This is a genomic window from Bacillus sp. ISL-57 (assembly GCF_018613135.1).
Taxonomy (GTDB): Bacteria; Bacillota; Bacilli; order Bacillales; family DSM-1321; genus Peribacillus; species Peribacillus frigoritolerans.
Genome location: NZ_JAGGQV010000001.1, coordinates 13,532 through 33,224, shown reverse-complemented (window position 1 = coordinate 33,224; position 19,693 = coordinate 13,532). Strand labels below are relative to the sequence as shown.

Sequence of the window (19,693 nt, the reverse complement as noted above, 5' to 3'; positions counted from 1 at the left end):
CTGTTCTTTCCTGGTTTTTTGGTGTTATGGGCAGCCTTCCTCTCAGCATCCGCACTTGCCGTCTCAGGCATAAATAATCCCACCGTGTCCGTGACACCGAGAACAGCGGAAGCGCTTCCAATTTTACAGACGTTACCTATAAACTTTCTGCGGGACAAACCTTCTTTTTCCTGATTCACCTGTGAAATCCTCCTCTAGTACGTTCGTATTTTAAGATGATCATGATTATAAACTTCATTGGAGAACAAGAGGCATCCAGCCCGGCATTTGATTGGAATTACTCTTTCCTTCCAATCTTTCATATCTCTTCTAGTGGTGTTTTTGGATTTATTTTTTACAATTTCAATCCATTCATATCTGTTGAAATAGTCACTGGTCCAGTTACATGATGTCACCCTATAAATCTAATTATAAGTCTACTTAATTTTAATAGCAATAAATTCTGCATTATCTTAAGTTTTTTTAAGTTTTTGTGGTAATTAATTGTTTTCTCATTTTAATTTCGACATAAGATACCTTTGTTTCATTCCTTGTTAATGGAAAAAAAAGGAATGGTAAAATCCATTCCCTTTTTGACTGTATGCAAAGCCCTTGTAGTTAAATGTAACCCTTAACGCCGGAAGGCCGCCAATTGGCGGCCTTGACATTGAAAGACTTTTTGTAATTGCCCAAGATCCTTCTTCTTTTCAGTCCGTTATTCGTGTAAATATGCCCATGCATATTGGGCATAAAGTTCTGAACCGGTAGCAAGCGCATCCTCGTCGATGTTGAATTTCCCGTGATGATGCGCCCATTCCGTATCCTTTTCAGGGTTTCCTGATCCCACTAAAGCGAAGCTTCCGGGTACTTCATCTAAATAGAAGCTAAAGTCTTCTCCCCCCATTGTTGGCTTTTCATTATATATTGCGTCTTCGCCAAACGCTTGTGAGGCCACCTTTTGCACTAATTTGGCACTATATTCATCATTAATGACAGCTTGCGTGCCACGGTAGTAATCAACCTTTGCGGTCGCACCGTAAATGTTCGCAACATTTTCAGCATAAATCTGGAGCTGCTTTTCAATATGGTCACGTGTTTTAGGATCAAAACAACGGACAGTCCCTTCAATGACGGCGTTTTCTGCAATGACATTAAATCGTGTGCCGACGACCATTTTTCCGACTGTCAAAACAGCGGGATTTTGGGGGTCGACCGTTCTTGATACGACAGACTGTACGTTCATGACAAATGAAGAGGCGATAATAGTAGCATCGATACAGTCCTGCGGCATTGCACCATGTCCCCCTCTTCCTTTAAACGTTACGGTAAAGATATCTGCTGAAGCGAATGAAGGTCCTTGAGTGCAAGCGACTTTGTTTGTTGGCATTTGCGACCAAATATGTATGCCAAAAACATTATCAACCCCTTCAACGGCCCCCTGTTTAACCATTTCCCTTGCACCTGTTGCCACTTCTTCGGCTGGTTGAAATATTAAGCGCACATTCCCAGGTAATTCTTCTTTTATTTCGTTTAGTGCCTTCGCCGCAATTAATAGCATGGAAGTGTGTGCATCATGACCACATGCATGCATTTTCCCTTCTTCCTTTGAAGCATACGACAAGTCTTTATTTAGTTCTTCTACAGAAAGGGCGTCCATATCTGCTCTTAACGCGACGGTCTTTCCAGCCTTACCGCCTTTAATTTCTCCAATGACACCTGTTGGTTCTGCTTTTCGATAAGTAATTCCTAATTTTTCAAGGTAGTCACAAACAAAGGCAGTTGTATTTTCTTCTTCCCATGATAACTCAGGTTCGCTATGAAGTTTTCTACGTATTTCTGTTAATTCATCACTATAATTTTGAATCGCTTCTTTTATCGTTTGATTAATCATTCTTATTCTACCTCCGTTAAACATTTAGCCACTTCGTAAAATATTTGCACTCCATTTGCCAAATGACGTGCATCAGACCATTCCTCTGGACAATGACTTAGTCCTGCTTTACTTGGAACAAAAAGCATGCCCACATCAGTCACATCGGAAAAAACCATCGCATCATGACCTGCACCACTATCAATGGAACAGTATGGAATTTCCAAATCAGAACTTTTATCTTTTAATAAATCCTTAATCTCATTACTCAATATCTTTGGCGGCATATACAACAGCTGTTCTGCCGTTGTATGGATCCCCTGTACCTGATAGGATTCGATTAATTCTTTCATCCGCCTGATGACATTGTTAATATGTTCTTCCTTGCTTGATCGGATATCTACCGAAAATACCACTTTATTCGGTATGACGTTTGCTCCATTTGGTAAAACATCTAGTCGCCCTGTCGTTATAACCGTTCCTTCTCCTTCCTCAATTGCAAAGCTCGGTAATTGAGAAATAATTTGAGCGGCAGTAACCAATGCGTCCGTACGGCGATCCATTGGGGTAGTGCCTGCATGTCCTGCCTTTCCTTCAATGGTTACTTCAAATTGAGTTAAACCAACAATAGCTTCTACAACACCAATGGGGATATTCTTCTCTTCAAGGATTGGTCCTTGTTCTATATGCAATTCGAGAAATGCTTTAATGCTATTGGGATTTCTTCTTTTCGGAAGAGAGAAATCCAGTCCAACTTTTGACATCGCTTCAATGGTTGTGATACCATCTTTATCCTTTAAATTTTTAAAACTTTCCTCACTAAGCGTTCCCACTATTCCTCTCGACCCCATTAGCCCTCCGCCAAAACGAGCTCCTTCTTCTTCAATCAGGGCAACGATTTCCAATGGATATTTAGGTGTTAATTGATTTTCTGCAAATAGGGCAGCCACTTCCAGTGCGACAATTACACCGGCTGGTCCGTCATACGCACCGCCATTTGGTACGGAATCAAAATGTGAACCTAACAGAACGCTTGGTGCATCTTTTAAAGTACCCTCAAGCCTTCCAAAAATATTTCCAAATCCATCTTCCTTTACTGACAGGCCATATTCCATCATTTTATTTTTTATATAATTACGTGTAAGCAAGTCTTCCTTGCTATACGTAAGCCGGGTAGTCCCTTCTCCGGGTGTTGATGTAAATTCTTTCAAATCATTTATTTGCTTTTCTATACGTTCGCTAAGACTCACTTGGAATCCCTCCTATTTTACAAGAATTGTACGAATATTCCTGCCAAAATAACCGATACGATTGTTACCGATATAAATCCGCCAACAAGCATCGGCGGCAGCATATGGCTTAGCAATGCTTCTTTTTCATATTCATCTTTTGTTAATGAATTGACGACTTCATTGGTGATAATGTAATCAGCTGGAAATCCGTATAATGCTGTTAAAGATACAGCAAAGGCCATTTCTTTGCTGACTTTTAACAATTTCCCTGCTATGAATGAGAATATATACATCCCTATCACAGCTAAGATAATGCAAACAACAAGTGGGTAAAGAATCTCCATCATCATACTTGGTGTTGCATTTTTCAATCCATCAAAGACGAAAAGCATAAGGGCCATGATGGCAAATCCAAATCCATTTGCTTTTTGCAGTGTCTGTCTTTCCAAGAAACCGATACTTTTTCCGATAACCCCGAATAGTAAGCAAAGAACAAATGCATTTATAGATATAATCGGCTCTAATCCACTCGAAACAAGGTAAGCAAGTAAAGCAACAACTGCAAGTCTTAAAAATTTGAAATACTCCGTATTATATTTTTCAGGAAGTTTCTTAAACAGCCTAAGTTCCGTCATGCCTTCTGCAGCGGCTGCAGTTTCATCCTTTTTTACCGTTAACTTTCCATTGCGGTATTGCACCAAAAGCTTCTTCCCTTCTTTCTTCAAGACAATTGAAGTTAAAGGATATCCAGCGAAGCCTTGCATTACATAAATAACAATGGCAAAAACGGACAAGCTCGTAAGTCCTGCATCTGCCGCTCCTTCTGACATGATTATTGAAGAAACCATACCTCCCACTAAAGGTGGAACCGCTACAAGGACAGTTTGCAGATCAAAAATAAAGATGCCAATTCCGAATAATAGTGCAACAATGCCAAGAATACCAGATAAGGAGATGACAATCGTCTTCCATTGATTCACCAATTCCCTTATTGAAAGCAATGTCCCCATATTTGTGATCAATAAGTACATCATCATGGTTGCCACTACCGGTGGAACACCTGCTATTGAAACGATGTCTTGCGGGAAGAATGTCCAATAACCACATAGAAATAGGATCGCCGAAATGAAAACGGAAGGTACCCAGGCTTTTGTTCGAACCGCCACTATGTCTCCTACAAATAAAATCAGAATTACGATAACCAAAGCCAACATCTGTGACATATGAGTTCCCTCACCTTCTCATTTAATAGTTTGAATATTCTTATAAAATAATAACACTGAATCATTTGAATTTAAATATAATTTCATATTTTCAGGTATTTATACACAGATAATAGGAAATGTAAGTGTTTTATTTTCGATTTCAAAAACTAAATATTCTCGAACAATTAAAGGATTGGATATATCAAAATAATTTTAATCTTAAAACAGACACTTTATCTCCTTTAAATACCAAAAAGAAAAAGCCGTCTATTGACGGCTCAGACTGTAGACAAACTCGATGAAAATCGAGTTTGTCTACAGTTTTTTTTGGCTTGTACAAATTTGATTGGAACGTAGGGCACTCGCTTTCCGAGAGCGGTCCACCCTCGGCGCACTTGCCCTGTGGGGTCTCCCCTTGAACTCGCTATTCCCGCAGGAGTCTCGCACACCCCGCTCCAATCAACTATGTTTAAAGCTTCAGACAGAACCCTTTTTGATACAAACTTAGCCGACAAAGGACATTTCTGTTAATTAATAAAAAATATCATTAAGTAAATTGCGGCTCAATGGACTCGGATTTATATAGGAGAAGGATGCTTTGGCAACCCAGAAACTCTCTATCAATATAAAATACGTACCTTAATAATTGTTACAGTAGAGTCGTCATCGTGATTTGATAACTTTATATTTAAATTGTTGGAGGTATGTTCTCTGTTTAAGGTGATTAAGTCGCCTTGCTCTAAAACAATTGTCTCTTTTTCATCAATATTCATTCTACTCCTTCCTTTAAAACAATAGAAGGCGTCGGTTCTTTTCGAAGAATCCCGATTATCCAGCACTTCCGCATGGGTTCCATCATTCATATGAATCGTGCTGATATCACCTTCACATCCTTCCGCTAACATCAAGTTAAAGTCAGTGACCTTCCCAATACTGCGGGTTGTCCAGCCTCCATCAAACCGATCCTGTTCAAATGGGCTTAAATGCACACTGGGCTTTCCCTGATGTTGCAGCGACATTTCACCATCAAGGATCATGATGATTCTCTGAATGCCTGGAAGGTGAGTAAATAAGGATTCGTCCACCTCGACTTCTGCTGTGCTTATCCGCCATTTGAAATCACGCTTCGAGTAATCAGCTTCTTCAGGATAAATGGCTAGTTGAGTTGTTTTACCACCTGACCAAAAACTGGTTATTTGTTCACTTTTCTTTATTATTTTTAGTGAAAATGACAATGATTTTCTCCCCTTTAATTATTACATTTTTTCAGTACAATTCAATTTAGGCCAGGGTGGATATCATTAACAGAGATGCATAAGAGAGCTTAATTCTACTGAACTCTGATCATCGCAGCAGCATTCGTACCTAAATCAGGATCTGATACGATACACCTATGGTTGCTGATGTCTACTTGAAATTGATAGGTTTCCGGTGCATTAATAATCATACAGAAAAACCATTGTGATAACCTACTATATGGGCAATTTCGGAATAAAAAAATCAATACCGAATGTTTTGGCATTCCCAAAAACATTCGGTAACACTTTATTTTAATCCATTTATTTACCAAGACGGGATTTATAGTAAAGCCACTCTTTGATGCCTTAATTAATGGCAAATCATCATTTAAATAGATTAATACTTATTATGATGATAGGCATGGCAAAAACATCAATAAGAAATGCACCGACTATCGGAACGATTAAATATGCTTTACTTGAAGGTCCATATTTCGCAGTGATTGTTGACATATTTGCCATAGCATTCGGTGTAGCCCCTATACCATGTCCGATGAAACCGCCAACCATAACTGCCGCATCGTAGTTTTTGCCAAGAAAGCGAAACATGATGAATATACTTAAAAGGATAATGAAAATTACTTGTATAACCACAATTAAAATAATTGGTAAAGCAAGGTCAGCAACTTCCCATAATTTTATACTCATTAATGCCATAGATAAGAAAATACCTAAAGTGATATCTCCAATAAAATTAATACTTGGCATTTCGATAATTTTTCCGTTTATTTTATCTAAAATATTCCGAACTATTACAGCCACTATCATTGCTCCAACATAGTTCGGTAAAACATAACCTGTCTTTGCCGAAAATAACTCTCCTAGATATGAACCTAATGCCATACAAAATGTCAGTATTAACACTTGTTTCATAAATGAAGCTACATTTAATTCTATTTTGTCTTCCATTTCTTTCTTTTCTTGAATTTCAATATCCTCTTTACTTGGTGTTAATTTGTGCTTATTAATTAAATACTTTACAGTGGGACCTCCAACTAATCCACCAAACACTAATCCTAATGTAGCGGCTGCTATTCCAATTGCTTGGGCAGATTGAATGCCAAGCGATTCAATTGTACCGCCAAATGCTGTAGCTGCACCTATGCCGCCTTCCATGGAAATTGCTCCTGCCATCATGCCAATCAATGGATCAATCCCAAAAACGGGCGCTAAAGAAATTCCGATTAAATTTTGAGCAAATGCCAGAAACCCACATAACAACCAATATATTAATAATAATTTACCGCCGACTTTCACTAATTGGAAACTGGCACCCAATCCAACGGACGTAAAAAATGTTAACATGAATAAACCCTGGAGTGTCGTATCCAATGAGATGGTCATGTTTAAAAAGGTTTTAAGACTTGTAGCGACGATTGCAAAAAGTAATCCCCCAACAACGGGTGCAGGGATACAAAAGTGTCTAAATAATTTGACATTCTTAACGATAATCCCGCCTAGTGCTAAAAGCAGTATCGCTAAAAAAATAGTGATTGTTTGATTAATCTCGATGTTCATATTGCTTATCTCCTCTCCACACACATGAATACTTCATTTATTAGGTTTGCAGCTAGTTTTACAGTGCGATTATCACAATCTAATGATGGATTCACTTCACAGATATCAAATGAAATAGTTTTCGTATGTGAAGTAATCTTACGAATTAATTGCCTAACCATTTTTCCTGAAAGACCAAATGAGGAAGGGGCACTAACACCCGGTGCTTCAGAAGCGTTTATTACATCCATACAAAGTGTTAATATAATATAATCATGCTGATTTATAAAATTCAGAATTTTATTTTCATTTTCTTCAGAATTTTCATCTACTAATTCTTCTTCCAATATCCAAGAGCAACCAAGTGTAGTTGCAGTGTCAAATAATTTTTTTGTATTTCCATAACGTTGAATGCCAATTGGCAAATAACTAGCTTGATGATCATTATCTAATATTTGTTTAAACATCGTTCCAGAAGAAGTTATATCTTCATAAGAGCGTAAGTCAAAATGAGCATCAATGTTAAGAATGCCTATTTTGGCATTGGGTCCAACACTCGACCTAATTCCTAGATAATGACCATAAAAGGTTTCATGTCCGCCCCCCAAAATAACAGGAAACATATTCTTAGATAATATTTTCTCGACGTGACTTCCCAATTCAGCTTGAGCTGCTTCTAACTGTTGATTTTCACAAATGATATTTCCGAAATCAACTAAGCTATCTGCTGATTGTCCGTGCCAAGATAGAGATGATAAGGATTTACGTATTTCATTGGGAGCTTCTTTGCTTCCAAGTCTTCCTTTATTCCTGCGTACACCTTCTTCACAAGAGAACCCTATTATTCCACATGTATTATTTACTGATGTTGTTTGATTATCTTTAACTATTTGATGAATTCTAAATTCATCTTTATCTATTAGACTATCTGTTCTGCCTTTCCATAAATCCATATTTGGTAACGCATACATTTATTTTTCCTCCCCATGAATAAAAATACTTCATATTTGCAATCGCCATGAATTTCAGGTTGTACTGTTATAAAAGGTATGGTGCGATAGCTTGTCCTTTTGTTTTCGGTAAATTTGGATAGACCATCGACTTATCCTACCTGATGCATTTTGCACATCCCCGCTTTCGCCGCACTGTAACTTCCAGTCCAGCTCTGTAGACCATTATGTTGTATATCTATGTTCCCTCCATTCTGCTTAATGGTTTTACTACAATTTTATTAAGCAAGTTTCATGCCAGGTCCATTGTCTTAAAAACAGTGGAAAATTCAGATTTTTTCAAAATAAAAAGTAGGCGAAAATTGCCGCTCGGCAATTTCCGCCTACTTTTCTTCCCGATATTTCTTCAACTTGTCCCGCAATGTCCTCTCCCCGATGCCAATTGTTTGCGCTGTCTTCCTTTGATGACCGTTAAAAGCGGCAAGGTTATGAAGAATCACTCTTTTTTCGATATCTTCAAGCGGTTCGCCGACATATACGGGGATTAGGGTATTCCCGAAAAATGGGCGCGAGCTTTTTTGGATGTCGGAAGGTAAATCGTCTTTCTGTATGTAAGAATCATTCGTAAGCGCTATTGCTCTTTCAATCACGTTCTGCAGTTCACGAATATTTCCTGGAAAGTCATATTGCTGTAAAAGCTGTAACGCTTCATGGGAAATTCCTTCTACAGGTTTTCCCATTCGATCACCGATTTTTGCAATGAAAAATTCCAACAGCAAAGGAATATCCTCTTTTCGTTCACGTAAAGCCGGAAGGTGAATCGGAATCACATTTAATCTGTAATATAAATCTTCACGAAATCTATTCTCTTTTACTTCTTTAACCAAGTCTCTGTTTGTCGCTGCAATGATCCGGACATCGATGCTGACTTCTTCTATCCCGCCAACGGGCATTACCTTTCTCTCTTGTAGAACACGCAAAATTTTCCCCTGCAGCGCCAAATCCATCTCACCGATTTCGTCAAGAAATATTGTACCTCCTTCCGCCAGCACAAAAAGTCCATATTTTCGCTGTGTCGCCCCTGTAAATGCGCCCTTTTCATATCCAAATAATTCTGATTCCAACAGGTGAGTCGGAATGGCGGCACAATTAATAGCCTGAAACTTTTTGTTTCTGCGCTTGCTTTGATTATGGATGGTTCTGGCGACGACTTCTTTACCGGTTCCACTTTCCCCTTCTATGAGAATGTTGGAATCGATATCCTTCACTTTTTCGATGAGGGAGAATATTTTGCGCATGGCCAAGCTTTCACCAATGAGGCCGTTCACACCTGCCACCTTATCCAATTCTTCACTCAGCCATTTCACTTTGGACTGAAGGGTGTACACTTCTTCTGCTTTTTGCATCAGCACTTCCAATTCATCAATATGAAGCGGCTTTGTCGCATATGAAAACGCACCCTTACGCATTGCTTCCACGGAAGAAGGAATGGTGCCGTAGGCCGTCATCATAATGACAACAGTCGAGGGGGAGAGGCGTTTGATTTCTTCTAACACTTCCATTCCATTATATCCCCCGATTTTTAAATCCAGCAAAACGATGGCGATTTCTGCTCTTTCGAAAAGCGGAAGCGCTTCACGTGGGTCTGTAAACGAATAAACGTGATACTGGTCTTCCAATGCAAACGTAAGTGACTGACAAATGGTTGGCTCATCATCAATAATCATGATATCGTACATCGTCTTCATCCTTTCTGTATGAATGCTGTATACAAATGGTCACTACTGTTCCCTTTCCTACTTCACTTCTTGTCTCGATAATGCCATCGTTTTCTTTGACAAGCTGATACGTAATAGAAAGCCCTAGCCCGACCCCGTTGGGTTTCCTGGTGTAAAACGGTTCAAAGATCTTATCAATGTCTTCTTCCGAAATGCCGATCCCTTCATCCTCGATTTCAACGACGGTGAACATATCCCGATAATATGCCCGAAAAATAAGGGTTCCCCCTGTATTGGACGCCTGTATGGCATTGAGAATGACGTTCACCAGTACTTGTTTGATCTGCTGTGTATCTGCAGTTGCCTGAATGTCTCCAGCGAACTCTCGAACAATGCTCAGGTTTTTTTCTTTGATTTTCGGCTTAAGCAATAGCTCAATCCCTGCCATGGCCTCATTCAGCGAAAATGTGACAGGCTCTGATTTTTTAGGGCGGGCATAATCGAGCAAATCGTTAACCAATGTATTAAGTCGGGTAATTTCACTAGTGACCTGTTCGGAAAAGAACGTTCGAAAATCTGCGCTTGCAAATTTTTTCGGCAGCAATTGCGTATAGGTAAGGATCGATGTTAACGGATTTCTTATTTCATGAGCGATACCCGCCACGAGTTGACCCAATGAACGCAATCGGTCATCCTGAGCCACTTTTCTCTCCAGTTGTTTTTGTTCCGTACTATCGAAAAAATTCAATACCGCACCTACACTTTCTCCCCCAATAGTCTGAATTGGATACATGCTGTAAGTTATATGCCTTTTTTTGCCCGCATAATGAGACCATACCGTTTCCTTTTGCAAGAAAACTCTCTTTTTCTCTAATGCAGCCTTAATTTCCTTTTCCGGGATGAAATGGGCAGTTGGCAGATCCTGAAAACGTTTTCCAACAACATTACCGTCCACCCCCAAATATTCCATGGCCCTAACATTAATCATCGATACAAGACCTTGCTGATTCAGTGTAATAAGCGAACTGTAGGCACTGTTTAATACTTGCTGCTGAAAGTTGATGTTTTCCTCAAGAAGCAGCATCTTCTCTTCCAAGTCTTTATTCACGTGCTCAATTTGCTCGGTTCGCTTAGCCACTTCTCGTTTAAGGCTGAGATTCCACCATAAGATGAGAGAAATCACAATGAAGGTAAGAATAAGACCAATTTCCAAATACAACAGCGTTTTACGTAGCCGTTGAGTATTTGGCAGGATATATTCGCCGAACCACTTTTTCTCTATCTTTTCATACGTTCCATCTTTCTTGATTTGAGAAATTGCCTGATTGAATAGTGTCAGCAACTCTTTATTTTTCGGCATCACGGCTACAGCATATTTTGTGGTGCCAAGTGGCTCACCGACAATCTTAATGAGTGATTGCTGCTCATTTTTCTGCAGAAAATATTGACCCGTAATCCGATTTCCAATGAAAGCATCCACTTTACCGTCGATCAGCGACTGAACGGCTTCTTGTTGATTATTAGTTTCCACCAATTTCAAACGGTCGACTTTACTTAATAGGCCGCTTGCAACATCTCCTTTTTGTACAGCTACTTTCCGGCCTTTAAGATCTTCGATTTTTCGGATAAACATATTATCTTTCAACACAAAAATCCCTTGTGAACTTGTGAAATACGGAGCTGAAAAATCATAAATCCCTTCACGTTCTTGGTTGTACTTCATGCCTTGAATCGCATCCACTTTTCCAGAGCGCATAGCTTGTACAGCCTCGTTCCACGGCATGGGATAGTATTCGAACCTAATGCCAGTCTCGATAGAAATGGCGTTCATTATATCCACATTAAAACCGGTATAAACACCAGAATCGCTCAAGTATTCAAAAGGTGGAAAGTTATTATCCCCAGCAACCCGTATCACTTTTTGGGCTTCCGAATGGACTGCTGAAGGAAAGAAACAGCTAAAAAAGAAAAGGTAGACGGTTATTACGGCACAGATAGTATGTAAATTTCGCATCGCCTCACCCCTTTTTTCTATACATGCAGTTTTGTATCATAAATGTGTATATATACAATGTATAAAGACTCTATTATGATAACTTTTTAAAGGATATAAGAAAAGCTAATCTGCATTTCATAACACCATACATGGCACAAAGTCGAATTACAATATATTTTAAATGGAAAATGGATTATAAATAAAAAAGGCATGCTCCCTTTTTCGGGAATCATGCCTTTATATAATCTAGTAGCACTCTAGGCGTTTCTAGCAACATTTTCACTTAAATGATAGATTTGACTGTGTATAGTATACTTATTGATTTTTTCCATGCTTGGTTCATAGCCGATTCCAGGCAATTCTGGAACACTGATCATTCCGTTTTCCACTGTAACTTCAGGGTCAGTGATATCTTCTACCCAATAGAGGGAGGAAGCTGCGGTATCACCGGGAAGAGTGAAGTTCGGCAGTGAAGTGATTGCAATATTATGAGCTCTTCCAATGCCTGATTCCAGCATCCCCCCACACCAAAGCGGAATGCCATGTTCTAGGCATAAATCATGGATTTTCTTAGATTCAGTCAAACCTCCGACACGGCCAATCTTGATATTAATAATTTTACAGCTGCCCAATTTAATAGCTTTCCTGGCATCTTCTAATGAGTGTATGCTTTCATCCAGGCAAATAGGGGTTTTTAACCTTGACTGTAAATCTGCATGGTCAATGATATCATTATAGGCAAGAGGCTGCTCAATCATCATTAAATTAAAATCATCCAAGGCGGATAACCGGTCTATATCTTTTAAGGTATAAGCTGAATTTGCATCGGCCATGAGCGGGATTTCAGGATATACTTTTCGTACCTTGTCTATTAATTCAACATCCCAGCCCGGTTTGATTTTTAGTTTAAAACGTTTATAGCCTTCACCGAGACGGGCTTCAATTATATCCAGGGTCGAATCGATCGAATCCTTTATGCCGATGCTTACCCCCACTTCAATTTTCTTTTTTGTTCCACCTAACACATTTGAAAGAGAAGCACCTTTCTTTTTAGCATACAAATCCCAAACGGCACCCTCTAAAGCGGCTTTTGCCATATAATTTCCGCGAATATGGGTGAAATATTTTTCGGAAATTTCATCAGGATGCTTGATTTCATTTTTTAGGATTATTGGAATTAGATAGTCTTCTAGTATATGCCAGTTTGTTTTTAAGGTCTCTTCATTATACAGGGGGTCGAGCATCGCAACCGATTCAGCCCAACCGGAAATGCCATCCTCGCTTATGGCTTCCACAAGGATAAAATCCCTATCGTATTCCGTCCCAAAGCTAGTTGTAAAAGGTTCGAGCAAGTCTAGCTTAAGATGCCTTAGAATAACTTGTTTAATTTTCACTTAGAAATTCTCCTTTTGTGATAAAACTGTTAATGGACACAGTCTTACAAATTTTTTATTAATAGGCTTACACAGCCTGAAATCACTAAACATTATATATATTCTTCCTAGTTCACTTCCTTGATAGCACATAAAACTGAACGGGAATTTCCGTCATGGAATTCTTCATAAAATCTGTTACCTGCCATCCTTGCTGAAATAATCCGGTAAAAATGTCCCTGGTTTTCATCCGCCATTCATTGGCCGCCTGAATATTCGTGACTCTTATTGTTCGGAAGTCCTTTGGAATGGCCACGAAAGCTGTTTCACATTCATGCTCAGGCAGCGGGCGAGTGAACGATGGAACAGGCAATCCCTTTTCAATGGTATCCCATTGAATAAGCGAGTTTTCCATCATGAAGTCCAGCGGCATTCCCCCTCCACTAGAATCCGTTGTTTCTTTTTTATCAATATGCCATTCGACAAGAAAGCGGTCAGAAGGAATTCCGCTGTTTAAAAGATCTTCCATTTCACCATAGCAGTTTGCTATATATGTGGAGCATACCCCACCGAGCTTGGCTATATTTAAATACCCATTAACACTTTCCAAAGGATCGTATGTCCATGTAATAAGCGAATAGCCAAGCTTTAGCGCTTCCTCACGTTGCGCTAACTTTAACTTCTCGCCTATACCTTTGTTGCGAAATTGCTCATCTATGCCTAGTATATGTGAACAAAGATAGGCTGATTGCCCATTGAATCCCGGAAAGCTGTATTGAAATCCAATCAGCTTTCCTTCGCAATAAGCTCCTATAACCAAACCGCCGTTTTTCACGGCTGTCAGGGTTTGGTGTGTGGGGATTGAGTCGGTTTCTCCCCAAATGCTGGACTCTAGCTTTCTTACGTCCTCTAGTTCTTCAATTCCATGAATAGAACGAATTACAATTTCCTGTAATTTTGTCATGGTCAACCTCCTTGGTATAGCATAAGTGCCCTTATTTACAACATAAGATGACAAGGTAGTCCACAGCTGACGGCATGTCGTTACGAGGCACTGGAGCTATCATGTAAATGGTCTTTCTTAATAAGAAATGCTTTCCTGCTTTTTTAAAGAAAGAGGTTATTCCACTTTACTGAAATCGGCCTCCTGCAATGGAGTCATTTTTGTTCTCTTTACGATTTTATATCCTAGAAAAGCCAGGAAAAATAAAGGAAGCCCGATATAGGAAATTAAAATTCCATACCAATCAATCTCAGGACCGAAAAATGCAGAGTAATTTTGTCCCAGGATTGCCGTCACACATAAAAGTGTCGCTAATATCGGACCGAATGGATACCATTTTGATACATAAGGCAAATCTTTCAAATCTCTACCTTGTGCAATATATGCCTTCCGGAAACGATAATGTGTAATCGAAATTCCTAACCAGGATAAAAAACCGGATAATCCTGCAGCATTCAATAGCCAAGTATAAATCGTGCCTTCACCGAAAAGAGAGGTCAGGAAAGCTGCCATCCCAACGATGGTGGAAAAGTACACAGCGTTTACTGGAATGCCGCCTGAATTCACTTTTTTTAGAAACGAAGGGGCTTTGCCTTCTTTCGCCAGCACCCAAAGCACCCGAGAAGCTCCGTACATGGCCGAATTGCCTGCAGAAAGAACGGAAGTAAGAATGACCACATTCATAACGGAGGCAGCGATGGCAAGCCCAGCGTTTTGAAAAACTAGAGTGAAGGGACTTACCGCAATATCTTCAATATCCGAGCTTAACAAACGCGGATCATTATAGCTTATTAAAAATCCAATCACAATTATCGCCAATACATAAAACAAGAGCAGTCTCCAGAAGATTTGCTTAATGGCCTTTGGTATATTTTTTCTCGGGTTTTCACTCTCGCCGGCCGCAATTCCTACTAACTCGGTACCTTGAAAGGCAAATCCCACCACCATAAAGACACTTATAATAGATAAAAAGCCTCCTTTAAACGGTGCCTCCCCTTTGGTGATATTTTCAAAACCAACGGCATCCCCTCCCATGATTCCAACAATCATTAATAAACCTACTGCAATAAAAATGATAATCGTCAAAACCTTTATAATGGCAAACCAGAATTCTGATTCTCCATACCCTTTTACCGATAAAATATTAAGGCCAAATATGAGTGCAAGAAATAATGCGCTCCAAATGATGCCCGGAACGGAAGGAAGCCAATATTTCATTATCAGGGAGGAAGCCGCTAATTCCAGTGCGACTACGATTGCATTGTTATACCAATAGTTCCATCCGATCGCAAATCCCAATGCAGGATCGACAAACCTTGATGTATAGGTACTAAAAGAACCTGTAATAGGAATAAGGGCAGCCATTTCGGCTAAGCTTGTCATCAGAAAGTAAACCATGATCCCGGCAATTATATAAGCAGCCACAGCTCCTCCAGGACCCGCAGTATGAATAATGGAACCGCTTGCCAAAAATAGTCCTGTTCCAATGGTGCCGCCGATTGCAATCATCGATAGATGCCTTGGTTTGAGTTTTCGCTCCAGTTGTTTTTCATCAGCTGCTGTTTGGCCCCCGGTTTGTGATGTTTGTGCCGTATTTTCCATAAAACACCCCTTCATTAATTTTTTAAGTAACAAATTTTACTCTTCTGCCGCCATCATGACTGTGTTAATTAAAATTTTCGTTCCATAAATAAGTGCTTGTAAATTAAACTTCATATCCGGATGGTGCAGACCAGGCGTTAGATCGCAGCCTAACCCTATCATGGTTGCTGTTATATCAGGATTTTCGGCAGTATAAAAATGAAAATCCTCGCCTCCTTGAGAAACACAGACTGGAACGACATTTTCCATCCCTAGGATATCTCTAATTGCGGCCTCAGCCAGCTTTATCGCCTTTTCATTCAAGGTCGCAGCTGGGACAAATTCTTCCGCAGACCAGGAAATCGATGTTTCAGTTTGTTCCATTGACTGTTCAAAAGCTTCCTTTGTTAAGCGATTTAATTCATTCATTACATCATTTGACTGTGCTCTAGCATCAATAGCAAAGACAGCTGTTTCCGGGATGACGTTTGATGCTTTATTGTTTGTTTCAAATTGAGTCATTTTGATGGAATAAGGAAATTCGGTTTCCAGATTAATCTGCTGTAATTTTTGGACAAGCAAAGCTGCTGCCTCAATTACATTTATTCCATCTTGCGGCCGGGATGCATGCGCCTGAAGGCCTTTGATTGTACCCCTTATTGTTTCGGCTGAGCCATGGACAATGACGGGGGAAGCCTTCATATAAGGAACCTCCATACTTGGTCTTACATGTACCCCGAATAAATATGTAACATTCTCCAACGCGCCATCATTGATCATTTGAAGAGCGCCTTCCCCTTTTTCTTCTGCAGGCTGAAATATAAATCGGAGAGTGTGCTTAGGCCGAATTCCGCTGGAGGCAATGCCCAACGCTGTATATAAAACCATTGTGCTATGTGCGTCGTGTCCACATGAATGATTGGCCTTAACAACTCCATCCACTTCCTGAACAAGTGCATCCATATCAGCCCTTAATGCTACAACCTTTTTTGAAATGCCTGGGATCTCGGCAATGATTCCATAATGGCCGTGAAATGTTTTTACGGTTATGCCCGCTTCCCTAAGACATTTTAAAATATAGCAAGACGTTCTTTCTTCCTGCCAGCTTGGCTCAGCCAAAGAATGCAAGTCATGGTAGGACTTCATCAATGATTCTTGATGGTGATCAATATATTGAATCGGGTCCATAATGTTGCACCTCCTCCTTTACATGAATTCTAACTTTATTAAAAACTCATTCATTAAACACCTCATAACTTGAATATAGCCTTTCTAATTTTTGCTGATGGGTATAAATCCGTTTTTCGTCTTTTTGATGGATGCCTGCAATGACCAAGTCCAATAAGCTAATAACGGAAGCGATTGAATTGGTTCCGGTTTCTGCGTTTTCTTCAGTTGTCAGTGAAATATCGGAGATGCGTCCAACTGGTGACAGAAGGCGGTCTGTAACTGAAATTAAACAAACTCCTTGTTCTTTGGCACACTCAGCAACTTTTAATGTTTCATTTGCATATCTGGGAAAGGAAAAAACAACTAATGCAGACTTATTTGTGAGATTACAAAACTTTTCATAGAAGTCTCCAGTAGGAGAACATAAACTTACATTTTCCCTTAATGAACTTAGCGTATAGGAGAACCAATAGGCGGCGGCATGGGAAATCCGATGCCCAGCAATCAATATTTGGTCAGCCTGGATCAGAACATCGACTGCTTTCCATATATCCTGAACGTTCGTATGATCTAATAGATGTCTTAAAATATGTACTTCGTTTTCTATCACTTTTGTAAAGGGATCTTGCTTGTCATCAATGCGGAGAATGGAATCAGTATTGGATAAGTCTATTTGATTTTGGTGCAGCAGCTGTTTTTGAATCCTCGACTGCATTTTACTAAACCCTTCAAACCCCAAAGAATACGAAAACCGAATGACCGTTGTTTCACTAACCTCCGCTTCCCTACCAATTTGAAATGCCGTTTTAAAGGCGGCTTCATCCAAATTTTCAATCAGATAAGCGGCAACTTTTTTTTGACCTGCGGATAAATGGTCAAATTTTTCTTTTACTAATAATTTAAATGGAAGATGTTCCACCATATCACTCCTCTCTGATGAATCAAATACTTCTTTTTGAAATTATGATGAAGGTAATACTTCTATTTTTTATACACTATCACAATTTAATTAGAAAAAGAAGAAGTTTTTGATTTTTTTGATAATTATTAACTTCAACTTCCCTACGGCTTTTTATAAAATAATATTCCCGGTGATTCCAGAAATCAGCTCCCTTTCCGCCGACTGCTGCCAAGCCTCCTCGGCACGAGCGCCTGTGGGCTCTAGGCTAGACAGTATTTCGGCAGGAGTGTCGCAATTTTCTTCCATCCAATGAGGAATATAGGTGAAAAAAACTTAAAGGATAAACTGGTCTCAAACATAATTCGGTGTAAGCTCAGACTGTAGTTTTTTCTAGAAAACATTCCAGCTAATTCAAGAAATCCGCTCCCTTTCCGCCGACTGCCTGCCAAGCCTCCTCGGCACAAGCGCTTGTGGAATATAAGCTAACCAGTTTTTCGAAAGGAGTATCGTAAATTTCTTCCATCCATTAAGGAGTACAGGAAAAAACATGAAATATAAACAGATCTTAAACATGGTTCGTGATGAGACCTGCCTACAGTTTTTTCTTTTAAAACACACAGTTGATTGGAACGGAAGGTACGTGACTCCTGCGGGAAAAGCGTGGCATGGGAGACCCCGAAGGCTCGCCGAGGAGGCTCCCGCCCGCCCGCGGAAAGCGAGTGCCTGAAGTGGAAATCAACGTTCCCATTTTATAAACCCACAAAAAAAGACTGTCGGCAAACAAAAATTATCTAGTTTGTAGACAAAAGGATTCTATCTAAATAAAACAAAGTTGATTGGAACGAAAGGTACGTGACTCCTGCGGGAAAAGCGTGGCATGGGAGACCCCGCAGGCTCGCCGAGGAGGCTCCCGCCCGCCCGCGGAAAGCGAGTGCCTGAAGTGGAAATCAACGTTCCCAATTTATAAACCTAAAAAAAAGACTATCGGCAAACAAAAATCATCTAGTTTGTAGACAAAAGGATTCTAAATAAAACAAAGTTGATTGGAACGAAAGGTACGTGACTCCTGCGGGAAAAGCGTGGCATGGGAGACCCCGCAGGCTCGCCGAGGAGGCTCCCGCCCGCCCGCGGAAAGCGAGTGCCTGAAGTGGAAATCACCGTTCCCAATTTATAAACCCCAAAAAAAGACAATCGGCAAACAAAAATTATCTAGTTTGTAGACAAAAGGATTCTAAATAAAACAAAGTTGATTGGAACGGAAGGTACGAGACTCCTGCGGGCAAAACGTGTCTAGGGGAGACCCTGCAGGCGGAAGCCGAGTAGGCTCCACAGACCGCCCGCGGAAAGCGAGTGCCTAGAGTGGAAATCAAATCCACCACCAAATTACATTTATTGGTTCGAATCTCTAATTACTTTATTTGTAAATCAATAACTTCATTGATACCAAGATATATGTTAGAATATTCTGTAGTTTCAACTTATTCTAGGGGGTATTTTAATGGGGGAACCATCCAAAGGAAACGAGCTTTTACAGGTTATTACAGAGGGGAAACAACCTCCGAATTGTGATCTAACGTTACAGATTGAAGCAAATTATGCCCAGGATGGAATTGCGAGGGGTGTATGGAAAGTAGATGAAAAGTTCATTAACGGAATTGGTGTAGCAATGGGTGGATTTGTCACTTCTGCAGCAGATATTATGATGGCTTATGCGATATCATCTAAATTAAGCATTGGACAATCCTTTGCATCCATTGATTTACATACTACCTTTCATCGACCAGTAAGATTAGGAGACGTACAAGTTGAAGCAAAAGTAGACCGAATCGGAAAAAAAACAGCTTATGTACTTGCAGATTTATTTCAAAATGATAAAAAAGTGGCAAGCGTTGTTTCATCAGTTATGATCCTTTAAACCAT

15 protein-coding genes are annotated in these 19,693 nt (G+C 39.8%); 1 reads left to right on the top strand and 14 read right to left on the bottom strand.

Annotation, left to right across the window (positions count from 1 at the left end; genetic code table 11):
• Nucleotides 1-694: 694 nt before the first annotated feature.
• The 14 genes from J7I90_RS00140 to J7I90_RS27630 all read right to left on the bottom strand — a co-directional run bounded on the left by J7I90_RS00140 (nucleotide 695) and on the right by J7I90_RS27630 (nucleotide 18,005).
• A complete protein-coding gene (locus tag J7I90_RS00140; RefSeq protein WP_214767477.1) occupies nucleotides 695-1,870 on the bottom strand; it encodes a M20 family metallopeptidase in 1,176 nt (391 codons plus the stop codon).
• Nucleotides 1,871-1,872: 2 nt separating this feature from the next.
• The gene (locus J7I90_RS00135) at nucleotides 1,873-3,099 is read right to left on the bottom strand and encodes a Zn-dependent hydrolase (RefSeq protein WP_214767474.1); all 1,227 of its coding nucleotides are present in this window, start codon (nucleotides 3,097-3,099) and stop codon (nucleotides 1,873-1,875) included.
• A gap of 17 nt (nucleotides 3,100-3,116) precedes the next feature.
• Nucleotides 3,117-4,304, bottom strand: a complete 1,188-nt coding sequence (locus J7I90_RS00130; RefSeq protein WP_214767470.1) for a hypothetical protein — start codon at nucleotides 4,302-4,304, stop codon at nucleotides 3,117-3,119.
• A 602-nt stretch (nucleotides 4,305-4,906) separates the two neighbouring features.
• On the bottom strand, nucleotides 4,907-5,521 hold the full coding sequence (locus tag J7I90_RS00125; protein ID WP_214767467.1) for a HutD/Ves family protein: 615 nt from the start codon (nucleotides 5,519-5,521) through the stop codon (nucleotides 4,907-4,909).
• Nucleotides 5,522-5,908: 387 nt separating this feature from the next.
• Nucleotides 5,909-7,102, bottom strand: coding sequence for a sodium/glutamate symporter (gene gltS / locus J7I90_RS00120; RefSeq protein WP_214767464.1), 1,194 nt, complete (start codon nucleotides 7,100-7,102; stop codon nucleotides 5,909-5,911).
• 5 nt (nucleotides 7,103-7,107) lie between these two features.
• The gene (gene hutG, locus J7I90_RS00115; RefSeq protein WP_214767461.1) at nucleotides 7,108-8,052 is read right to left on the bottom strand and encodes a formimidoylglutamase; all 945 of its coding nucleotides are present in this window, start codon (nucleotides 8,050-8,052) and stop codon (nucleotides 7,108-7,110) included.
• A gap of 362 nt (nucleotides 8,053-8,414) precedes the next feature.
• The gene (locus tag J7I90_RS00110; protein WP_214767458.1) at nucleotides 8,415-9,770 is read right to left on the bottom strand and encodes a sigma-54-dependent transcriptional regulator; all 1,356 of its coding nucleotides are present in this window, start codon (nucleotides 9,768-9,770) and stop codon (nucleotides 8,415-8,417) included.
• On the bottom strand, nucleotides 9,748-11,763 hold the full coding sequence (locus J7I90_RS00105; RefSeq protein ID WP_214767454.1) for a transporter substrate-binding domain-containing protein: 2,016 nt from the start codon (nucleotides 11,761-11,763) through the stop codon (nucleotides 9,748-9,750). The genes J7I90_RS00110 and J7I90_RS00105 overlap by 23 nt, the downstream gene beginning before the upstream one ends.
• 239 nt (nucleotides 11,764-12,002) lie before the next feature.
• Nucleotides 12,003-13,139: an o-succinylbenzoate synthase gene (gene menC, locus J7I90_RS00100; protein WP_214767451.1), complete on the bottom strand. Its 1,137-nt coding sequence runs from the start codon at nucleotides 13,137-13,139 to the stop codon at nucleotides 12,003-12,005.
• 112 nt (nucleotides 13,140-13,251) lie between these two features.
• Nucleotides 13,252-14,082, bottom strand: coding sequence for a GNAT family N-acetyltransferase (locus J7I90_RS00095; protein ID WP_214767449.1), 831 nt, complete (start codon nucleotides 14,080-14,082; stop codon nucleotides 13,252-13,254).
• Nucleotides 14,083-14,238: 156 nt separating this feature from the next.
• Nucleotides 14,239-15,723: an amino acid permease gene (locus tag J7I90_RS00090; RefSeq protein ID WP_251025022.1), complete on the bottom strand. Its 1,485-nt coding sequence runs from the start codon at nucleotides 15,721-15,723 to the stop codon at nucleotides 14,239-14,241.
• A gap of 36 nt (nucleotides 15,724-15,759) precedes the next feature.
• Nucleotides 15,760-16,890 (bottom strand): amidohydrolase, encoded by a 1,131-nt coding sequence (locus tag J7I90_RS00085; protein WP_214767446.1) that lies wholly within the window; start codon nucleotides 16,888-16,890, stop codon nucleotides 15,760-15,762.
• 46 nt (nucleotides 16,891-16,936) lie between these two features.
• On the bottom strand, nucleotides 16,937-17,794 hold the full coding sequence (locus J7I90_RS00080; protein ID WP_251025021.1) for a MurR/RpiR family transcriptional regulator: 858 nt from the start codon (nucleotides 17,792-17,794) through the stop codon (nucleotides 16,937-16,939).
• A 76-nt stretch (nucleotides 17,795-17,870) separates the two neighbouring features.
• Nucleotides 17,871-18,005 (bottom strand): hypothetical protein, encoded by a 135-nt coding sequence (locus tag J7I90_RS27630; protein ID WP_285289393.1) that lies wholly within the window; start codon nucleotides 18,003-18,005, stop codon nucleotides 17,871-17,873.
• A 1,266-nt stretch (nucleotides 18,006-19,271) separates the two neighbouring features.
• Between J7I90_RS27630 and J7I90_RS00075 the strand changes: the two genes are divergently transcribed.
• Entirely contained in the window at nucleotides 19,272-19,688 is a 417-nt protein-coding gene (locus tag J7I90_RS00075; RefSeq protein WP_034312878.1) for a PaaI family thioesterase, read from the top strand.
• Nucleotides 19,689-19,693: the final 5 nt, after the last annotated feature.